This window comes from Streptomyces sp. TG1A-8, assembly GCF_030499535.1.
Lineage (GTDB): Bacteria > Actinomycetota > Actinomycetes > Streptomycetales > Streptomycetaceae > Streptomyces.
Map to the genome: position 1 here is coordinate 594522 of NZ_JASTLB010000001.1, position 17316 is coordinate 611837.

Consider the following 17316-nt stretch of genomic DNA (forward strand, 5'->3'; position numbering starts at 1 on the left):
GTGGTCAACCTGTCTCGAGGAGAGCGTCCGGACAACGCTGATCGCCCGGTGCGGCACGTCGGGCGGGTCCGAGGGGCACCGGGGTGCCACTGCCGCCCCGGAGGAGAGGGACGCGGTGATGGTCGTTGCCTCGGGCGGGCGCAGTCCGCGAGGGACACGGGTCGATGAGCCGTGCCCGTATCCGGTGGAGCGCGAGACGGAACTCGCGGTGCTCACCGAGTCGGTCCGGCAGGCCGCGGCGGGCCGCTCCGGGCTCGTGGTGCTGGAGGGGCCGGACGGCATCGGCAAGACGACGCTGCTGCGCGCCCTGGTCGTCGAGGCCCGCCGACTGGGGCTGCGCGTGCTGCGCGCCCGCGGCGGTGACGACGCGCACGTGCTGCCGCTGAGCACGGCGCGGGACCTGCTGCAGGAGGTGGCGGACGACAGCGCCGCCGTTTCCCCCGCGCCACCCTGGCACACCGGGCCGGACGAAGCGGGACTGCTGCGCCGGCTGTTCCTGCTGCCCTGCTGCGACTGCGACTGCGACTGCGACGACGTTCCGCACGGCGTGCTGGCCGCGCTGCACCGGCTGGTGCGTTCCGCCGCCGCCCGGGGACCGGTGCTGATGGTGGTGGACGACGCCCACCGGGCGGACGCCGCGTCGCTGCGCTTCCTCGCGCACACCGCCCGCAGACTGCCGGGGCTGCCGGTGCTGCTCGTGCTGGCCCGGCGCGCCGGCGGCGAGGCGCCCTTGCTGAACGACGTGGTGGCGCAGCCGCGGTGCCAGGTGCTGCGGCCCCGCCCGCTCACGGGCGCCGGCATCGGGCTGGTCGCCGCACGCCTCACCGCCTCCGCCAGCGACACCGCGTTCCAGGAGGCGTGCCTGGCCGCCACCAACGGCAACCCGCTGCTGGTGACACGGCTGCTCACCACCTTGCAGGAGGAGGGGCTGCCGCTGACGGCGGCGGCCCTCGCGGCCGTGGACGGCCAGGACATGCCCGCCTTCCAGGCCCGCATCGCCCGTCTGCTGCACCGGCAGCAGGCCGCCGCGGTGCGCACGGCGCGGGCGATGGCCGTGCTCGGCGACGACGCCTCACCGGAGATGTGCGCCCAGCTGGCGGCGCTGGACACCGTCACCTGCGGGCAGGCGCTGCTCGCGCTGGACGGCCTGGGGCTGGTCAGCGCGCCGGAGGCCGGCGACGGGAGGTGGGCCTTCGCGCACTCGGTGGTGCGCGGCGCGGTGCTGGCCGGCATGTCGGCCGAGGAGCGGGCCGCCGCGCACGGCCTGGCCGCGCGGTTGCTGCACGACAGCGGACGGCCCGCCATGGACGTCGCCGAGCACCTGAGCCTGTCGCAGCGGCCGGTGACCGCCGGGTGGGCGCTCGCGGTGCTGCGCGAGGCGGCCCGGGAGGCGACGCTGCGGGGTTCGCCCGAGCGTGCGCTGGAGCTGCTGCGGCCGTGCGTGCCGGACGGCGAGGAGGAGAACTGCGATCCCGAGCTGCTGGTCGAACTCGGCCTGGCCGAGGCGCGGGTGGACCCTCCGGCCGGCGTGCGGTACCTGACGTCGGCGCTGGACCGCCTGCACTGCCCCGACCTGCGGCTCACCGCGCTGAGTGCGCTGGTGGGCGGGCTGACCCGCACCGGGGAGGTGGGCCGCGCCATCACCCTGCTGGACCGCTGCCGCTCCGAGGCCTCCGGTTCCGCCGCCGGCACCGCGAACGCCCAGTTCCTGGAAGCGCAGTTGCTGTTGTCGGCGACCGCCACCCTCGAGGGCTACACGCAGATGCTCACCAGCGTCTCGTTCGACCTCGGGCTGCCCGGTGACACGCCCGCCCAGCGTGCCCTGCTCGCGGCGCGCGCGGTGCTGTCGGTGTCGCGCATGCACCAGGTGTCCGAGTCGCGTGCCGCGGCGCGCACCGTGCTCGCGCAGGGTGCCCCGATCACCGACGCGGCCTCCTTCCTCGCCTCCGCCGCGTCCGTCCTGCTGTACGGGGACCGCCCGCACGAGGCGGCGCGCGGCTACCGGCAGCTGATCGACTGCGTCGAGGTGTCGCTGGAGCAGGCGTACCTGGGTCTGCTGGCCCTCAGTGCGGAGGCGCACGAACGGCTCGGTGCCCTGGACGAGGCGCTGCGGCTGACCGAGGAGGTCCTCGGGGAGCGGGGAACCGGGCAGGCCGGCCGCCGCGAGGCGCTGCCGCTGGCGGTCCGGCTGCACACGCTGCTCGACCGGGGGGACCTGGCGGCGGCGGGCGACCTGGTCGCCGGACTGCCCTCGCTGTCGGCGCGGGAGGGCGCCTGGCAGTGGAACGAACTGCTGTGCGCACGCGGCCGGCTACGCCTGGCGATGGGCGATCCCGAGGCCGCCCTGCTGGACCTGCAGGAGTGCGGGCGGCGCCAGCGCGCCTGGCAGCGCACGAACCCCGCCGTCTCCCCCTGGTGGTACTGGGCCGGGCAGGCCCACCTGGCCGTGGGAGAGCGAAGGGCCGCGCTCGAAATGGCCGAGGAGGCCGTCACCCTCGCGCGCCGGGGCGATCTTCCCTGCGCCCTGGCCTCGGGCCTGGAACTGCGGGCCGCGGCCGGGGACGAGGAACACCGTCCCGCCCTGCTGGAGGAGGCGGAGGCGGCACTGGCCGGGACCGGGGCTGCGTTGCTGCTGGCCCGGGTGCGGGTGGCCCGCGGACGGGCCCTGCACCGGGCCGGGTTCAAGGAGTCGGCGCGCACCGTGCTGCGGAAGGGCTGGGAGGAGTCCTACGCCCTGGGAGCGCGGCCCCTGCACGCCGAGGCCCACCAGGCGCTGCTGGCCACGGGGGCCCGCCCCCGGCGCCCGGTCTCCCACGGGCCGAGCGCGCTCACGCCGAGCGAGCGGCAGGTCGCGGACCTGGCCGCCGGGGGCCGGTCGAACGCGGAGATCGCCGAGGCCCTGTTCGTGACCCAGCGGACGGTGGAGGTCCACCTCACCTCGGTGTACCGCAAGCTGGGTCTGTCCGGGCGCCGGGAACTGCGCGGGGCGTTGGGCGCCGCGGCCGGCCCGGAGGCCGACGGCCGCTGAGTCCCGCCCCCTCCGCGCGCTCGGGACGGCCGCGGACCCCGGCGCACGGGGCCCGGCGCACGGGGCCCGGCGCACGGGGGCCCGGCGTTCGCCGAACGGAAGGTGACCGGTTCGCCACGGACCGTCCGCGGGCACCGTCGGCAATTCGCCGACGATCTCGATGTGCTGTTTTCGCATGACAATGTGTGTTCGGCGACGTGATTACCGGCGGGAAACATTCCGCCCGGTCGGAATGATCGGCGATCGACACTCGGCGCTTATGACGAAATCTCCCGCCGTTACCGCGATGTTGTTTCCGGATGATTAGCTATACGCCCACGAGCATCGCGAATCGCCGTCAATTGATGCCCCTTGCCCAGGGGCACACGGCTGTGATCTGCTGAGCTTGAGCTTTCAAGGTCTGTGACCAACCCTCAGGGAACCTTCCTCATGCACGATTTCAGGGGCGACCCGGCACACCTCGCCGTGGAATGCGCGCCGCTGCGGGGGTTTTCCCGGACGGACCGATTCGGCACGCCCGGGAGCGAGTGTCCGCGTGCCTCACGGACCAGGAAGGACGGTCATGGATTTACTGGAGCGTAAGGAGGAACTGGCCCTCGCGGCCACGGCCCTGCGGCAGGCCCGGGAGGGCCGCGGTTCACTGCTCGTCGTGCAGGGCCCGCTGGGCACGGGCAAGTCCTCGTTCCTGGAGGCCGTCGCCGAGCTGGCCCGGGACCACGGGGCCGTACTCCTGCGGGCCCAGGCCGCGGAGGCCGAGGAGGGCTTCGCGTACGGCGTGATGCGGCAACTGGTCGACTCGGCCGTCTGCGTGGCCGCGGACGGCGAGGCGGAGCGCTGGCTGGGCGCCGGGGCCGCGGCCGTCCCCGACGTCCCGGCGGCTTCCCCGGACACCGCGTGGGAGTGTCCGTGGGCCGGTCCGGAGAACGTGCGGCGGTGGCTGACGGCCGTGCTGGACGCCATGGCCGACGACGGCACCGTGATGCTGCTGGTGGACGACGTGCATTGGTCCGACACCGAGTCGCTGCGCGCACTGGTGCCCGCCCTGACCCGGCGCCACGACCGGCGCATGCTGTTCGTCGTCTCGGTCATGGCGGGCGACGTCCGCGGCGACCGCTCCCAGGTGCGGCACCTGCTCGGGCTCACGGACCACACCATCGGGCTGTCCACGTTCGGCCCCGGCACGATCCGCCGGCTGGCCGAGCACACCTTCGGCCAGCCGGCCGAGGAGGAGTTCGCCGAGGCGCTGCGCGTCCGTTCGGGCGGCAATCCGCTGCTGCTGCGCACCCTGCTGGACGAGGCCCGGTTCCGGGGTCTGCGGCCGACCGCGGGGTACGCCGCCGCGGCGAGGACCCTGCGGCCCGACCGTGTCCGCCAGCGCCTGGCGGCGTTCCTGCGCTCGCAGCCCGACCACGTACGCCGCGCGGCCTACGCGCTGGCCGTGCTCGACCGGGCCGCCGACGTCCAGCTCATGGCCCACCTCGCCGAACTGGACGAACGGCAGCAGTCCGAGGCGGTGCACATCCTGGGCCTGGCGGGCCTGGTCGACGAGCGCACCTGCACCCTGACCTCCGGGACGGTCCTGCGGGATCTGCTGGACGAGAGCATGCCGGACGGGGAGCGCGCCGCCATGCGCGGCGTGGCCGCGGAACTCCTCCACCGCAGCGGGTACCCCGCCGAACTCGCCGCCGAGCAGCTCATGTCCGTCATGACCCTGCACGGCCGGGAGGCCGTCGGCATCCTGCACAACGCCGCGGACAGCGCACTGGGCCGCGGCTCACCCCGCGACGCGGCACGCTACCTGCGCCGCGCCCTGCTGGATCCGTCCTGCGCCGGCGCCGACCGCGCGCACCTGCTCATCGACCTGGCGTCGGCGGAGCGCAGCTTCGCCACCGCCGCCTCCCTGCGCCACGTCGTCGAGGCCGTCCCCCTGCTCACCACCGTGCGGGAGCGGGCCGCCGCCGTGGTCCGGCTGGGCCCCCTGCTCATGGACCCGGCCTCGTTCCGCATCGACCTGATGATGCGCCGCGTGGCCGGAGAGCTGCGCTCCTCCCCGGCCGGCGACGCCGTCGACCGGGATCTGGACCTGCGCCTGCGGGCCCGCGAGCACTACCTGTCCGCCCAGGACCCGGTGCACATCCGCGACACGCTGCGCCACTTCCGCGCGCTCGGTCCGCGTCCACCGTTGCGCACCACCGGCGAGCGGGAACTGCTCACCTCCCTCATCCACATCGCGTTCGTCGCCAACGCCGCGCCGGCCGCGGAACTGGCGGAACTGGCCACCCGGCTGCTGGAGCTGGAGGCGCCGACCCCCGAGCACGTGCACACCACGCTGCCGCTCGTCGTGAACATCCTCGCCGCGGCGGACCGTACGGACGGGGCGGCGGGCTGGCTCAGGCGGGCGCACCGGCTGGCGCAGCGCCGCGGCGGTGACGTCGAGCAGGCCGTGATCCGCGCCGAGCAGGCCCTCGTCGCCCTCGCCGACGGCCACCTGGGCTACGCCCGGGAGAAGGTGCTGCAGGCCGACGCCCTCGCCGGCCCGGAGATGAGCGGTCTGCCCACCATCTGCGCCGCCATCCTCGCCATCGTCGCCCTCAACACCGGTGAGCCGGAACTGGCGGAGCAGATACTCGTCCAGCACCGGCTCAGCGCCGAGAACCAGCATCTGGCGGCCCTGCTGCACGTGTCGCGCGGCACCGTCGCGGCCCGGCGCGGTGACGCGCGGACCGCCCTGGACCACTTCCGCACGGCGGGCGTGGGCATGGAGCAGATCGGCTGGCTCAATCCGGCCACGCTGCCGTGGCCGTCGTGCGCCGCCCTCATGCACCACCGGCTCGGCGAGCACGAGGAGGCGCTGGCCACCGCACACCTGGAGGTGGCGCGGGCCCGCACCTGGGGAGCCCCCATCACGCTCGGACGGGCGCTCGTGGTCCTGGGCCGGGTCACTCCCGGACGCCGGGGGGCGGAGGTACTGGAGGAGGCCGTGGCCGTCCTGGAACAGGGCTCGAACGGCTACGAGCTGTGCCGGGCGCAGTACGCCCTGGGCGTCTGCCCGGAGACCGAACCCGCCCGGCGCCGGCTCATGCTGCAAAAGGCGTACGACACGGCCGCGGAGTGCGACGCGCACTGGCTGATGGGGAAGATCCACCGCGAGAAACGGTCCCTGGAATCCACGGACATCACCTCGCGGCTGACGCCTTCGGAACGCCGGGTCGCGCAGCGGGCGGCGTCCGGACTGAGCAATTCGGAAATCTCGACCGAGCTGAACATATCCTCCCGCATGGTCGAAAAGCACCTGACTAATTCTTATCGGAAGCTCGGAATTCCCGGGCGGTCCAGCCTTGCCGCCGTCCTCGGCCGCGCCGGCGAAGCAACCGAGAGCTGATCGTTTTTCAGGTGCGGCGGTACCGGCACGGGAATCGGGCAGCAAACGGTCACCGGTGCGCGAGCAAACGGGCAGGCACGCCGACGACTTCGCCTCCCACCGTGGCGAACTGCGCCCGACCGTGCCTGAACCCCGGTCACCTTGAGTGCGAAATCCACCACGCGCGGCGACCGACACCTGCTCAAAGCGCTGGTGTTGGAGGGAATGGGGCGGCCCGCCGGCTCCAGCGCCCCCGAACCACCGAACCATGGACCACAGTGTTTTGCTCGCAAGCAAGAGTTTGCTTGACCGGCTCTAGGTGGATTCCTAGGCTCCCTGGCAGTTGGGGAAGGACGGTACCGGCCGGTCGACCGCACAGCACCAGTGAAGGTACTGCTTTCCTTCCGCTTCGCCTCACGGCAGTGCATGACCCCCCACATCTGAATGTAGAAAGACGGTACGTCGTAGTGACCACGCGAACAGCAGGTACCTCGCACCACAGAGATCGGGTACAGACCTCCTCGCCTGCCGCCGCTCACCGGAACGCACCTGAGCCCCAGCCTCTCCCGGTGAACAGCCGCCCGTTCTTCACGGCGCACATGAATCCCGGTATGCACATCATCGCGGCAGAGCCGGACTTTTCCCGCCAGTTCGGCCGGACGTCCGCCGAGACGTGCGGCCGCAGCCTGTACGAGCTACTGCACCCCAGCTCACCTGTGATACTGAACCGGCACTTCGACCGGTTGTCCCAGGGCCGCTGCAACCGCTTCGCCGAACGAATGGTCGGACTGGCCGGTTCGGGACGTGCGTTCTCCGGCGAGCTGACGGGCATAGCGGTGCAGGACACGTCCGGCGACCTGGCCGGCATCGTCGTCCAGGTACGCCCCGACGACCACGTCGCCCATCCGGAAACGGAGGAAGGAGCGGTCAACCCGCGCGAGCGTCTGCTCAGCAAGCTCGACGCACAGGTTCTTGAAGGTGTGGCCAGCGGCGCCTCGACCGTACAGCTGGCCACTCGCCTGTACCTCAGCCGTCAGGGAGTCGAGTACCACGTGGGCCTGATGCTGCGGAAGCTGAAGGCACCCAACCGGGCAGCGCTCGTGGCCCGCGCCCATTCCATGGGCATGCTGACGGTGGGGCAGTGGCCGCCGCGCGTCCTGCCGGAGTTCATCAAGTAGTTCCGGCAGCCCGGTTCTGTGTAACGGGACGCGCATGGGTCACGGGGGACCAGCACGAAGATCGACGCACCTGAAGGCGGTCGTACCGTTCCTGCCGGTACGGCCGCCTTCGCGTGTCCACGTCCGGCCCCGGTGGGGCCCGCCGGGGTCAGGGCTGTTCGAGCGCGCCGTCGATGAGGCTGAACAGCTCCTCGTCGGTGGCGTCGTCGAGACGCTCGCTGAGCGAGGGACCGCTCTCACCGGACGCCCGCTCACCGCCGTCGACCTCGGCGAGCAGCGCCTTGAGGCGCGTGGCGAGCAGGCTCCTGGCGTCCGGGTCCGGGTCCGCCTTGAGGATGCGGTTGATCCCGGTCTCCAGTTCGGCCAGCATCGTGGCCACCGTGCCGCCCTCACCGGCCAGTTCGGCTTCCAGGAAGCGGGCGAGATCGGCGGGTGCCGGGTGGTCGAACACCAGGGTGGCGGGCAGCCTCAGCCCGGTGTCCCGGGCCAGGCGGTCGCGGAGTTCCACGGTGGTGAGGGAGTCGAAGCCCATGTCGCGGAAGGCCCGGCCCGGCTCGACCGCGGTGGCGTCCTGGTGTCCGAGGGCCGTCGCCGCCGCTTCGCGGACGTGGTCCAGCAGAGCGGCCCCGCGGTCCCGGGGCGGCAGCGCCGCGATCCGCTCGGCCAGAACGGGGACGCCCGTGCCGGCGGCGTCCCCACCGGAGGCGTCCGGCCTGCCACGGTCGGGGCCGTCGGTGGTGGTGGGCAGGGTGGTCAGCAGGGGGCTGGGCCGGCCACTGGTGAACGCGGGAACGAACCGCTCCCAGTCCACGTCCGCCACCACCACGGCACCCTCACCCCCCGCCAGCACACCCTCCAGCCCCGCCAGCGCACGCCCCGGATCCATCACCCGCAACCCACGACGCTCCAGCTCCACCGCACCCGCAGCCGACACCATCCCCCCACCCGACCACGGACCCCACGCCACCGACACACCCACCAGACCCCGACGACGCCGCTCCAGCACCACCGCGTCCGCAAACGCATTGGCCGCCGCATACGCCCCCTGACCACCACTGCCCCACACACCGGCGATCGACGAGAACACCACGAACACCTCAAGATCCCACCCGGCCGTCAACGCATCCAGATGCACCGCACCCCGCGCCTTCGCCCCCCACACCGACTCCAGATACCCCTCATCCACCCCACCCAAGGGCATCAGGTCCGCAACCCCCGCCACATGAAAGACACCATCCACACGATGCCGGGACAACAACCCCGCCACCTGCTCCCGATCCGCCACATCACACGCCTCGACGAAAACGGAAACGGCACCCAGACGGCGCAGATCGGCAAGGAGCTCGGAAGTGCCGGGAGCATCCGCCCCACGCCGACTGGTCAGCACCAGCTCGGTGGCACCGTGCCCGGCCAGCCAGCGCGCCACACGGGAACCCAGCGCGCCGGTACCCCCGGTGACCAGGACCCTGCGAGGAGCCGTCCAGGCGCCCGCACCGGGCGCCCGGACGGACGGTGCGGGCCGCAGGCGCCGGGCGTGGACGCCGTCGGCGCGCACGGCGACCTGATCCTCGCCGGCGGATGCCAAGACCTGGACGGCATGGGCTAGTTCGTCCCGCCCGGGCCGCGCCGGGAGGTCGAGGAGACCGCCCCAGCGGTCGGGGTGCTCCAGGGCCGCGACCCGCCCCAGTCCCCAGACGGCGCACTGCGCGGGGGCGTCGGGAGCGTCGCCCGGCCTGAAGCCGGCCCGGGTGACCACCCAGAGCGGTGCCGCCACGGCGGCGTCACCGAGTGCCTGGACGACGGCCAGGGTGGCGGCCACGCCCGCGTCGGCGGCGGAAAGGGCGACGGAACCGGCGTCGGCGTCATCGGAGATCGCGGTCCCCGGGACGTCGACGGTCTCCGGCACCGCCTCGGAGAGGCAGGACAGGACACCGTCCGGTGCCGCGTCACCGACCGCGTCACGAATGGTCCGGGCGAGGCCGTCGCGGTCCCGGGCGGCACAGGACACCCGTACCAGCCCCGGCAGGAACTCCTCCAGCCCCTCCAACGGGACGGCGCCCGGCGGCTGCAGCAGGAGCCAGCGGCCTTCCACGGGCGTCGTACCCCGGACGATCACGGGTTCCCAAGTGGCCCGGTAACGCCACGAGTCCACCGCCGTACGCTCCAAGTGCCGCTCCCGCAGCGTCGTCAGCGCGGGGAGCACGACACCGAGGGCGTCCTCGGGGACGTTCAGCGTCTCGGCCAGTGCGCCGGGCTTCCCGGACCGCACGACCTCCCAGAAATCGGCGTCACCGGCACCACCCGGTCCGGAGGCGCGCGCCACCCCGGTCACGTGGGGCCAGAAACGGGTGCGCCGGAAGGGGTAGGTGGGCAGGTCGACGTGCCCCCGCGGCGCCGTGTCGGCGAGTGCGGACCAGTGGACCTCGGCACCCGTGACGTGCAGGGCCGCGATGGCTGCGAGGAGGGTGTCGGTCTCGGGGCGGTCCTTGCGCAGGGCGGGGGTGCACAGGGGGGCGGGAGCGGACTGGTCGGCCAGCGTGGTGCGGGCCAGGGCGGTGAGGGTGGCGTCGGGCCCCAGTTCCAGGAACCGGCTCACCCCTTCCGCCGCCAGGGCGCGCACGCCGTCGGCGAAACGCACGGCTTCGCGCACATGGCGCACCCAGTACTCCGCCGTGACCAACTCACCACCCACCGCCAACCGCCCGGTGACGTTGGAGACCACCGGCAAGGACGGAGCCCGGTAGGAAACCTGCTCCGCCACCGCACGGAACTCCTCCAGCATCGGCTCCATCAACGGCGAATGGAAAGCATGACTGACCCGCAACCGCGTGGTGCGATGACCAGCGCCGGCCAGAGCCCGGGCCACCTCGGCCACGGCCTCCTCGACACCAGCGATCACCACCGCACGCGGACCATTGACCGCCGCGAGCGACACCACACCCGCACGACCCTCCAGCAGCGCCAGCACCTCCCCCTCGGAGGCCTCCACCGCCACCATCACACCACCGGCCGGCAACGCCTCCATCAACCGACCACGCGCCACCACCAAACGACAGGCATCCTCCAACGAGAACACCCCCGCCACATACGCCGCCACGATCTCACCGACCGAATGACCCGCCAGGAAATCCGCCCGCACCCCCCACGACTCCACCAACCGAAACAGAGCCACCTCAACAGCGAAAAGAGCCGGCTGCGCCCACCGCGTCCGATCCAACCGCCCCCCGTCATCCCCGACATCCCCGAAAACAACCCCCCGCAACTCCTCCCCCACACACGCACACACCGCATCGAACGCCTCCGCGAACACCGGAAACGCCTCATACAACTCCCGGCCCATCCCCACACGCTGAGAACCCTGACCGGAGAACAACAACGCCGTCCCGCCCTCCCCGGCCCTGCCCACCACCGCCCGGGCAGCCCCCTCACCCCGCGCCACGGCCCCAAGAGCGGCCAGCAACTCGGCACGCCCACGCCCCCACACCACCGCACGGTCCTCGAACACCGCACGCGAGGACACCAAAGCCCCCGCCACCTCACGAACACCCACACCGGGCTCGGAACGGACGAAATCCAGCAAACGCCCCGCCTGCGCACGCAACGCATCCACCCCCCGACCCGACACCACCCACGGCACAACCGGCAACTCGGTGGTGGACTCGGTCTCTTCGGCGGCCTCACGCTCAGGAGCCTGTTCCAAGATGACGTGGGCGTTGGTGCCGCTCAGGCCGAAGGAGGACACACCCGCCCGCCACGGCCGGTCCACCTCCGGCCAGGCCCGCTGCCCGGTCAGCAGCCGCACCCCGCCCGAGGACCAGTCCACATGCGAGGACGGCTCATCCACGTGCAACGTCGCCGGCAGCACACCATGCCGCAACGCCAACACCATCTTGATCACACCGGCCACACCCGCAGCGGCCTGCGTGTGCCCGATGTTCGACTTCACCGACCCCAGCCACAACGGCCGCCCCGCAGGACGCCCCCGGCCATAAGTGGCCAGCAACGCCTGCGCCTCGATCGGATCACCAAGGACGGTACCCGTGCCATGCGCCTCCACCACGTCCACACCGTCCGGCTCCAGCCCCGCACTCGCCAACGCGGCCCGGATCACCCGCTGCTGAGAGGGACCGTTGGGCGCCGTCAGCCCATTGGACGCACCGTCCTGATTGACCGCACTACCCCGCACCACCGCCAGGACACGGTGCCCGTTGCGGCGGGCGTCCGAAAGCCGCTCCACCACCAAGACACCGACACCCTCACCCCAACCCGTGCCATCAGCACCCTCCGCGAACGCCTTGCACCGCCCGTCCGACGCCAGACCACCCTGACGCGAGAACTCCACGAACGCACCCGGCGTGGACATCACCGTCACACCACCGGCCAGCGCCAGATCACACTCCCCCGCACGCAGCGCCCGCACCGCCAGATGCAACGCCACCAGCGACGACGAACACGCCGTGTCGACCGTGACCGCCGGACCTTCGAGGCCCAGCACGTACGACACCCGGCCCGACACCACACTCGCCGCGTTCCCGGTCCCGACATACCCCCCGAAGTCACCCCCGGACACACTCAGCAACGCCGGGTAGTCCTGACCGTTCGTCCCCGCGAACACACCGGTGCGCGTGCCACGCAGCGACCGTGGGTCCACCCCCGCCCGCTCCACCGCCTCCCACGACGCCTCCAGCAACAACCGCTGCTGCGGATCCATCGCCAACGCCTCACGCGGCGACACACCGAAGAACTCCGCATCGAAGTCCGCAACACCATCGAGGAAACCGCCGCAGCGGGCGAAGTCGACGCCTTCCGAGCCGGGTCCCGTGGCCATGCCGTAGACCGGGGCCAGCAGGTCCCAGCCGCGGTCGGTGGGGAAGTCGGTGACCCCGTCACGCCCCTCGGCCAGCATCGACCACAACGCCTCCGGGGAATCCACACCCCCCGGGAACCGGCACGCCATCCCCACGACCGCCACCGGCTCATCCACCACCGAAGCAGCCGCCACCACCGCACCGGCCACCTCCGCCGGCCCACCCCCGCACAACTCACCGAACAGGAAATCCGCCAACGCCCGCGGCGTCGGATGATCGAACACCACCGTCGCCGGCAACGACACCCCACACACCGCCGCCAGCACGTTCCGCAACTCCACCGCGATCAGGGAATCCACCCCCAGATCACGAAACGCCCGCTCAACCCCCACCAACTCCGCACCGGCATACCCCAGCACCGCAGCAGCCCGCGCCCGCACCTCCTCCACCAACACCCGACGCTGCACATCGGCAGACAACCCGTCCAGACGGGAACGCAGTTCGTTGCCGGACGTCCGGGTTCCGTTGCCGGACGCGAGCGGTGCGGGTGCGGAAGCCGGGCGCTCCACCAACGGTGTCAGCAGTGCGCTGGGGCGCGTCGAGGTGAAGGCGGGGGCGAGCCGGTTCCAGTCGACGTCGGCCACGAGGTGCGAGGCGCGGCCGGTGTCCAGCACCCCGCCGAGGGCGGCCAGCGCCTCTTCCGGCGCGAGGCCGGTCACCGCGCCGTGCCCCCGGTGCCGGTCCGCGACGGTCGCGGCCATGCCGCCGCCCGCCCAGGGACCCCACGCGATGGACGTCGCCGGCAACCCCTCCGCCCGCCGCCGCTCGGCCAGCGCGTCCAGTACGGCGTTGGCCGCAGCGTAGGCGCCCTGGCCGGGGTTGCCGAGGGTGCCGGCGAGGGAAGAGAAGAGGACGAAGGCGGAGAGGTCGGCCGTCCTGGTGAGTTCGTCGAGCAGGAGGGCGCCGACGGCCTTGGCCCGCATCACCCGGTCGACGCGCGCGGCGTCGGTGGTGAGCAGTGTCCCGTCGTCCAGCACGCCGGAGGCGTGGAAGACGGCGTCGGGACGGTGCTCGGCCAGCAGCGCGGCGAGGTCCGCCCGGACGGAGACGTCGACGGCGGTGATCGTGACGTCGGCGCCGCGGGCCGTCAACTCGGCGTGCAGTTCCGCCGCTCCCGGTGCCTCGGGCCCGCGGCGGCTCACCAGGACGAGGTCGCGCGCGCCCCGGTCCACGGCCCAGCGGGCGACCTCCGCACCGAGGGCACCGGTGCCTCCGGTGACGAGGACCGGGCCGCGGGGCCGCCAGGTTCCCTCGGTGTCGGGGAGGGCGACGGCCCGGACGATACGGCGTCCGAACAGGCCGTGTGCCCGTACGGCGATCTGGTCCTCGCCCGGAGCGAGGGCCGTCAGCGCCGTGACCACGCGGGCGCAGACGCGGTCGTCCACGCGCGCGGGCAGGTCCAGCAGTCCGCCCCACAGGTCCGGGTGTTCCAGGGCGGCGACCCGGCCGAGCCCCCACACGGCGGCGTCCCGGGGCCGGGCGATCCGGTCCGACGGACCGGCCGACACGGCTTCCTGCGTGATCGCCCACAGCGGTCCGCACGGCTCCGCCCCGGCGAGCGCCCGCACGAGCGTGAGGACGGCGACGGCCGGGTCGGGGGTGGTGCGGGGAGCCGGGTCGGGGGCCGGGGTGGGCAGCAGCAGGACGCCGTCGGGTGCGACGCCGATGCGGGCGCGGGTGGCCCGGACGTCCTCCGGGCACGCTGCGCCGTCGTGGAGGTCCGTCTCCACCACGTGTACGGTCAGTCCCCGCTTGCGCAGACCTGCCATCAGGCGGGTCACGGTCTCCGGCAGGGTGGTGTCCCCACCCGTCGGCAGTACGAGCAGCCAGTGGCCCGAGCGGAGCCCCCGGTCGGACGCGGGCCTCTCGTGGTCCCGGGTCAGCGGGTGCCAGCACACCTCGTGGCACAGCGAGTCGATCCGCGCCCGGGTCAGTCGACGCCGGTACCAGTCCGAGAGTGCGGGCACGACCGGTTCGAGCGTCTCGGGGGCGAGCCGCAGGTCGGCGGCGAGTCCGGGGATGTCGTCGTGTTCGACAGCGGCCCAGAACTCCGCGTCCACGACTGCGGAGGCGCGGGCCGCCGCCGCAGCCGTACCCGGCGCGGACTCGGTGGGGGCGAGCCAGTAGCGCTGCCGCTGGAAGGGGTACGTCGGCAGGTCCACCGCGCACGGACCCTCGTCGCCCAGCACGCGGGTCCAGTCGACCTCCACGCCGTCCACGTGCAGTCCCGCCAGCGCCCGGAGCACGGAGTGGGAGGCGGGAAGGTCCTTGCGGAGGGCGGAGACGAAGAGGGTGTGGGAGTCGTCCTCGACGCAGGTGCGGGCCAGGGCGGTGAGGGTGGCGTCGGGGCCCAGTTCCAGGAACCGGCTCACCCCTTCCGCCGCCAGGGCGCGCACGCCGTCGGCGAAACGCACGGCTTCGCGCACATGGCGCACCCAGTACTCCGCCGTGACCAACTCACCACCCACCGCCAACCGCCCGGTGACGTTGGAGACCACCGGCAAGGACGGAGCCCGGTAGGAAACCTGCTCCGCCACCGCACGGAACTCCTCCAGCATCGGCTCCATCAACGGCGAATGGAAAGCATGACTGACCCGCAACCGCGTGGTGCGATGACCAGCGCCGGCCAGAGCCCGGGCCACCTCGGCCACGGCCTCCTCGACACCGGCGATCACCACCGCACGCGGACCATTGACCGCCGCGAGCGACACCACACCCGCACGACCCTCCAGCAGCGCCAGCACCTCCCCCTCGGAGGCCTCCACCGCCACCATCACACCACCGGCCGGCAACGCCTCCATCAACCGCCCACGCGCCACCACCAAACGACAGGCATCCTCCAACGAGAACACCCCCGCCACATACGCCGCCACGATCTCACCGACCGAATGACCCGCCAGGAAATCCGCCCGCACCCCCCACGACTCCACCAACCGAAACAGAGCCACCTCAACAGCGAAAAGAGCCGGCTGCGCCCACCGCGTCCGATCCAACCGCCCCCCGTCATCCCCGACATCCCCGAAAACAACCCCCCGCAACTCCTCCCCCACACACGAACACACCGCATCGAACGCCTCCGCGAACACCGGAAACGCCTCATACAACTCCCGGCCCATCCCCACACGCTGAGAACCCTGACCGGAGAACAACAACGCCAGGGGGGATTCGCCTCCGGCGGTACCGGTCACGATGTCGCGGCCCTGCGTCGTGGCGCCGTTCGCGAATCGGAACAGCGTGTCCGGCAGTGCGGTGGTGCCGTCGCCGATGACGACGGCGCGGTGCTCGAAGGACGAGCGGGTTGCGGCGAGGGCCCGGCCGGTGCGGACCGGCGCGATGTCCGGGTGCTCGGTGGCGAACTCGGCGAGTGACCGGGCCTGTGCGCGCAGGGCTTCTTCGGTGCGGGCCGAGAACGGCCAGACCACGGGGGAGGAAGTGGCGGCCGGGTCGTCCGCGGGGGCGGGCGCCTCGTCGGCAGGGGCCTGTTCGAGGATGACGTGGGCGTTGGTGCCGCTGACACCGAAGGCGGAGACCGCCGCGCGCCGCTGCCTGGCGACTTCCGGCCAGGCCCGCTGCCCGGTCAGCAGCCGCACCCCGCCCGAGGACCAGTCCACATGCGAGGACGGCTCATCCACGTGCAACGTCGCCGGCAGCACACCATGCCGCAACGCCAACACCATCTTGATCACACCGGCCACACCCGCAGCGGCCTGCGTGTGCCCGATGTTCGACTTCACCGACCCCAGCCACAACGGCCGCCCCGCAGGACGCCCCCGGCCATAAGTGGCCAGCAACGCCTGCGCCTCGATCGGATCACCAAGGACGGTACCCGTGCCATGCGCCTCCACCACGTCCACCTCGGTGGCGTCCACGCCCGCACTCGCCAACGCGGCCCGGATCACCCGCTGCTGAGAGGGACCGTTGGGCGCCGTCAGCCCATTGGACGCACCGTCCTGATTGACCGCACTACCCCGCACGACGGCCAGGACGCGGTGTCCGTTGCGGCGGGCGTCCGAAAGCCGCTCCACCACCAAGACACCGACACCCTCACCCCAACCCGTGCCATCAGCACCCTCCGCGAACGCCTTGCACCGCCCGTCCGACGCCAGACCACCCTGACGCGAGAACTCCACGAACACGTCGGGGGTGGACATGACGGTGACGCCGCCCGCGAGGGCCATCTCGCATTCACCGGCCCGCAGCGCCTGCACCGCCAGGTGCAGGGCCACCAGCGACGACGAGCACGCGGTGTCCACCGTCACCGCCGGACCCTCCAGGCCCAGCACGTACGACACCCGGCCCGACACCACGCTGATCGCGTTGCCGGTGAGCAGGTGGCCCTCGGCGCCGGTGGGCAGGTCGCCGTCGGCGCCGGCGCCGTAGTTCTGGTTGCTGCACCCGACGAAGACCCCGGTACTGCTGCCCCGCACGGATGCCGGGTCGAGGCCCGCGCGTTCGAGGGCCTCCCACGAGGCTTCGAGGATGAGGCGCTGCTGCGGGTCCATCGCCAGGGCCTCGCGGGGCGAGATGCCGAAGAAGGCGGCGTCGAACTCGGCGGCGTCGGTGACGAAGCCGCCCCGGCCCGCGGCCGGATCGTAGGAGTCGGGCAGGGTCCAGCCCCGGTCCGCGGGGAACGGGGACATGGCGTCGGCGCCGTCGGCCACCAGGCGCCACAGGTCCTCCGGGGAGTGGACGTCACCGGGGTAGCGGCATGCCATGCCGACGATGGCGACCGGTTCGCCGGCCGCGTGCACGAGTTCCTCGTTCCGCTTGCGCAGACGCTCGTTCTCGAGGAGGGACGCGCGCAGTGCCGCGACGACACGCTCATCGGAGGCGGACATGTTTCAACTCCACTGGATGGTGGCCGAGTAGAACGAAAGGGCA

The 17316-nt window shown here is 72.7% G+C and carries 4 protein-coding genes; 3 read left to right on the top strand and 1 reads right to left on the bottom strand.

Translation table 11 applies throughout. The features are described from left to right. The first annotated feature begins 184 nt into the window (after nucleotides 1-184). The 3 genes from QQY24_RS02730 to QQY24_RS02740 all read left to right on the top strand — a co-directional run bounded on the left by QQY24_RS02730 (nucleotide 185) and on the right by QQY24_RS02740 (nucleotide 7567). Nucleotides 185-3028 (top strand): helix-turn-helix transcriptional regulator, encoded by a 2844-nt coding sequence (locus QQY24_RS02730; protein WP_301971047.1) that lies wholly within the window; start codon nucleotides 185-187, stop codon nucleotides 3026-3028. A 562-nt stretch (nucleotides 3029-3590) separates the two neighbouring features. Further along, nucleotides 3591-6410 (top strand): LuxR family transcriptional regulator, encoded by a 2820-nt coding sequence (locus QQY24_RS02735; RefSeq protein ID WP_301971048.1) that lies wholly within the window; start codon nucleotides 3591-3593, stop codon nucleotides 6408-6410. Between the two features lie 548 nt (nucleotides 6411-6958). Further along, nucleotides 6959-7567: a helix-turn-helix transcriptional regulator gene (locus QQY24_RS02740; protein WP_301971049.1), complete on the top strand. Its 609-nt coding sequence runs from the start codon at nucleotides 6959-6961 to the stop codon at nucleotides 7565-7567. A 148-nt stretch (nucleotides 7568-7715) separates the two neighbouring features. Here QQY24_RS02740 and QQY24_RS02745 read toward each other — a convergent pair whose 3' ends face one another. Beyond that, nucleotides 7716-17273, bottom strand: a complete 9558-nt coding sequence (locus QQY24_RS02745; protein WP_301971050.1) for a type I polyketide synthase — start codon at nucleotides 17271-17273, stop codon at nucleotides 7716-7718. Nucleotides 17274-17316 lie beyond the last annotated feature (43 nt).